Annotated in this window: 4 protein-coding genes; 2 read left to right on the top strand and 2 right to left on the bottom strand. The window is 68.8% G+C overall.

The window, feature by feature from the left end:
• Together ACFVWD_RS57505 and ACFVWD_RS57500 are read left to right on the top strand one after the other, a co-directional pair.
• Positions 1 to 1,533: PTS fructose transporter subunit IIC (locus ACFVWD_RS57505; protein WP_389607098.1), on the top strand; the 1,533-nt coding region annotated here is incomplete at its 5' end.
• Positions 1,534 to 1,621: 88 nt separating this feature from the next.
• The gene (locus ACFVWD_RS57500; RefSeq protein ID WP_389607096.1) at positions 1,622 to 1,879 is read left to right on the top strand and encodes a hypothetical protein; all 258 of its coding nucleotides are present in this window, start codon (positions 1,622 to 1,624) and stop codon (positions 1,877 to 1,879) included.
• Positions 1,880 to 2,143: 264 nt separating this feature from the next.
• Here ACFVWD_RS57500 and ACFVWD_RS57495 read toward each other — a convergent pair whose 3' ends face one another.
• Both ACFVWD_RS57495 and ACFVWD_RS57490 read right to left on the bottom strand, forming a co-directional pair.
• Positions 2,144 to 2,893: a DUF6227 family protein gene (locus tag ACFVWD_RS57495; protein WP_389607094.1), complete on the bottom strand. Its 750-nt coding sequence runs from the start codon at positions 2,891 to 2,893 to the stop codon at positions 2,144 to 2,146.
• Positions 2,894 to 3,050: 157 nt separating this feature from the next.
• Complete coding sequence (locus ACFVWD_RS57490) at positions 3,051 to 4,256, bottom strand: Ig-like domain-containing protein (RefSeq protein WP_389607100.1); 1,206 nt, start codon at positions 4,254 to 4,256, stop codon at positions 3,051 to 3,053.
• Positions 4,257 to 4,585 lie beyond the last annotated feature (329 nt).

Here is a 4,585-nt window from a genome sequence, read left to right as displayed (position 1 = left end):
GACACCGCCACGGGTACCACCACGAGCGAGCGTCCGTTCCGGATCGTCGCCGTCACCTCCTGCCCCACCGGTATCGCGCACACCTACATGGCGGCCGAGTCGCTGGAGAACGCGGGCCGCGAGGCGGGCGTCGAGGTCGTCGTCGAGACGCAGGGCTCGGCCGGCTTCACCCGGCTCGACCCGGCAGTCATCGCGGCCGCGGACGGTGTGATCTTCGCGCACGACGTGCCCGTACGGGACAAGGGCCGGTTCGCCGGCAAGCCCACCGTCGACGTCGGCGTGAAGGCGGGCATCAACAAGCCCACCGAGTTGATCACCGAGGTGCGTGGCAAGGCCGCGCGCGGCGAGGTCAGCGCGGGCTCCGCGCCCGGTACGCCGGTGGAGCGCTCCGGCGACTCCACCGAGGGCTACGGCACCAAGCTTCGCAAGTGGCTGATGTCCGGCGTCAGTTACATGGTCCCGTTCGTCGCCGCGGGCGGTCTGCTGATCGCCCTCGGCTTCGCGATCGGCGGCTGGACGGTCAACAAGGCGCCGTCGGTCATGGACCACTTCGTGTGGACCCAGACGGACAGCTGGGGCGCCCTGCTGTTCCAGATCGGCGTCGTCTCCTTCGGCTTCCTCGTCCCGGTCCTGGCCGGCTACATCGCCTATGGCATGGCGGACCGCCCGGGTCTCGTGCCCGGCTTCGTCGGCGGCGCGATCGCGTTCAACATCAACGCGGGCTTCCTCGGAGGTCTGGCCGCCGGTCTCATCGCCGGTGGTGTGGTGATCGGGATCCAGAAGGTGAAGATCCCGCCGGCGTTGCGCGGCATCATGCCGGTGGTGGTGATCCCGCTGATCTCCGCGGCGATCGTCGGATTCCTGATGTTCGTGGTCATCGGCAAGCCCATCGCCTCCGCGCAGAAGGGCATGACCGACTGGCTCAACGGCCTCACCGGCACCAACGCCGTCCTGCTCGGCGCTCTGCTCGGCCTGATGATGTGCTTCGACCTCGGAGGCCCGGTCAACAAGGTCGCGTACACCTTCGCCACCGCCGGTATCGCGGTCGCGAGCCCCAGCGACTCGGCGATGAAGATCATGGCGGCAGTGATGGCGGCGGGCATGGTTCCGCCGCTGGCCATGGCGCTCGCCACGACCGTGCGCGGCAAGCTCTTCACCCAGACCGAACGGGAGAACGGCAAGGCGGCCTGGGTACTGGGCGCCTCCTTCATCTCGGAGGGTGCGATCCCGTTCGCGGCCGCCGACCCGCTGCGCGTGATCCCCTCCGCCATGGTGGGCGGCGCGGTCACCGGCTCCCTGTCGATGGCCTTCGGTGCCACGCTGCGGGCCCCGCACGGAGGCATCTTCGTGGTCCCGCTGATCGGCAACCCGTTCCTCTACCTGATCGCCGTCGCGGCCGGTGTCTGTGTCACCACCGCCCTGGTGGTCGTCCTGAAGGGCAGGCGCAAGCAGGCCCCCGAGGGGACCGGTGCGGGGGTCGCCGACACCGCGATAGCGGCGAAGGTCGACTCCAAGGAGCCGGTCGCGGCCTGAACGGTCAACTACTCGCCCTTTTAGGGCATCTGCGAGATACGTCACGGTCCGGGGCCAAAGTCCCGGACCGTGGTGTCTACTGGAGGGCATGCCTGAGCATGTGTCGATCCTCCAGCTGATGGGCGTGGCCGTCCTCGCCCTCGCGACCGTCATCTGGGTCGTCGGCCTGTCCCGCCTGCTGCGCCGCGCCCGCACCGAGGTCGCCGTGCGTCACCACGGACAGTTGCTCCGCGCCATGCCGCATCAGCGCCGGTCGGGCCCCGCCGCGGAGTCCGTGGAACTCACCCCCGAGGAACACGCCGCGTTCGCGGGCCTGGTACGCCAGTTCAGCGACAGCCGCCCCTGACGACAGGCCCTAGGCCCTGTCGTCAAATTCCCGTCTGCCCCGCGACGCCATGCACGCGCCCCCAAGTTCTCGGCTTCGCTCGAACAGGGAGGGACCCCCTTCGCCGCACCGGGCACAGACCCAAGTACGTCCAGTACGAGGGCCTGTGCCCGGCACGCCGAGAGCACGCTCCCCCAAGCTCTCGACTCCGTTCGAGCAGGGGGGACCCCCATGACGCCGCAGGGCCCGCCCTCCGGGCGGACGACGGGAATTTGACGACAGGACCTAGGCGAGCCGCGCCGCCCGGCGTTCCATGGCGGCCCGCGCCGCGTGCTCCGTCGGATAGACCTCGCACATGTGCCGGCCGTCCGGCGTCGCCGTGTGTTCGACCTCCCACAGGGAGATCTCCTGGCCGTCGCGGAGCAGGAACGCGTGCTCGTAGAGCGAGAAGCACAGCCCGACCTGGCCCGCCCGGCAGGGGCGCCCGAAGGCCTGGGTGATCTGGTGCGCGAACGCGGTGCGCAGCAGCAGCGTCGTGATGTCGGCTCCCGGCCGGTCCGCGTTCTCCGCCCGCCGCAGCAGCCGCCGCGCGTGATCCGCCGAGTCGTCCGTCAGGTAGACGTGCCGCGGCTCGGGGACCGGCGGCAGATGGACCATCACGGGCAGTTCGAAGTCCGGAGCGTCCGGCGGCAGCGGCAGCCGGGCCGTGGCGGCGCGCAGCTCCTCCTCGTCGACATACACCTCGTGCTGCGGCTCACTCCCGAGCGCCGTGTTGTGCACGAGCTCCCACAACGTGACCGCCGAGCCGTCGGCGAGCAGCCAGGTGTGCCGGTACGTCTCGCGGTGCAGCCCCGCGCTGTGGTGCGCGGAGTGCAGCGAACTGTCGTGCGCCAGCGCGCAGTCGAGCTGCCTTATCGTCTCGTCGGGCAGCTCGAAGGAGTTCAGGGCACGGCCGAGGAGCCGCTCGAGGTGCTCCTCCGGAGACTCGGGCGACTCGGGTGGTTCGTACGCTGCTGTCTCGTACGGAACGCTCAAGGCTTCTCCCGGCGTTGCTGCATGTCACCTTGTGGGTGCATACCGTAGCCCCTCGGTCGGACATCAATCCTGCGAACCGAGAAAACGTACGGACAGAAAACGAGCGGGCCGCGCGGCAAGTTCCCGCGCGGCCCGCCGTGACGTCAACGGCCCCAGGTCAGACCGTACTTCCCGCGGTCCACGCACTCCAGGACATGTTCCAGCCGTTCAGTCCATTGTCCGGCGAGACGGTCTTGTCGGGCGAGTTCTTCACCACTACGACATCCCCGACGAGAGAGTTGTCGTAGAACCACTGCGCGCTGGTGTCGCCCTGCGCGCCCTGTACATCGGCGAGACCGACACATCCGTGGCTGGTGCCCTGCCGTCCGAAGGGCGGGTTCCCGCGGTTGTACCAGTAGTTGCCGTGGATGAACGTCCCCGAAGACGTCAGTCGCATCGCGTGCGGCACGTCCGGGATGTCGTACTCGCCGCCGTAGCCCACCGTCGAGCCGTTCATCCGCGTCTGGACGAACTTCTCGGAGATCACCATCTGGCCGTTGTACGTGGTGTGCTCCGGGCTGCCCGCCGAGATCGGCACCGTCTTGAGCGTCGTGCCGTCACGTACGACCGTCATGGTCTGCGTGTTGACGTCGACCGTGGAGACCTGGGAGCGGCCGATGGTGAAGGTGACCGTCTTCTTCTGCACCCCGAAGACGCCGTTCGCGCCCTCGACGCCGTCCAGGTCGATCTTCATCGTGACCTTGGAACCGGCCTTCCAGTACGCCTCGGGCCGGAAGTCGAGCCGCTGCGAGCCGAACCAGTGCCCGACCACCTGCTGCCCGCTGCTGGAGGTGACCGTGATGTGCGACTGCACGGCCTTCTGGTTGCTGATCACCTTGTTGAAGTTGAACGACACCGGCATTCCGACGCCGACCGTGGTGCCGTTGTCGGGCGTGTACGTGCCGATGAAGCTGTTGCTCGAGGAGACCGTCGTGAAGATGGAGTTGGCGGCGGCCGTGCGTCCGCTCGCGTCCTTCGCGGTCGCCGAGATCTGGTACTTGGTCCCGCGCTCCAACTGCGCCGTCGGCTTCCAGCCGCTCCCGTCCGCGGTGATCGCCCCCGGCACCGCAGTCCCGGACCCCGACACCGTCATCTTGACGTCGGTCAGCTTGCCGTCGCTGACCTTCACGCCGGTCGCGTTGATGGAAGCGTCCGTCGCACCGTCCTTGGCCGAGATGACGATCTTCGCCGTGGACGTCTTGGCCGAGGTGCCGCCGTCCTTGCTGTCCTTGGCGTCGGCGTTGGCGTTGCCGCCGCAGCCGGTCAGGGTGAGGGCGCCGACCATCAGGGCGGCACAGGCCCCCAGTGCGCGCCGCGCTGTCATGTTCGGCGTTGCCACGGGCTGCTCCAGTTTCTCGTGATGTGCGTGATCCGCTCCAGTGCGTGGAGAAAGAGCGAGCGGTGCCGCGAAGGGTTCCCGCCGTCCCCGGCCCAACACGATCACGTGACAGAACCGGGACAATCCCCATCGGGCCCACAGCGAACTGCCCCTGCCACTGGCCCCACTTGGCGTCAGCGGAAGCACCAGACCACCCGGAATCACGGGACAGGACCAGTCCTAGGTCCTGTCGTCAAATTCCCGTCGTCCGCCCGGAGGGCGGGCCCTGCGGCGTCAGGTACGTGCTCTCGGCGTGCCGGGCACAGGCCCTCGTA

It is taken from the genome of Streptomyces sp. NPDC058086 (assembly GCF_042885015.1).
Taxonomy (GTDB): domain Bacteria; phylum Actinomycetota; class Actinomycetes; order Streptomycetales; family Streptomycetaceae; genus Streptomyces.
The sequence above is the reverse complement of the archived record's forward strand: the minus strand, read 5'-3'. Positions and strand labels throughout refer to the sequence as shown.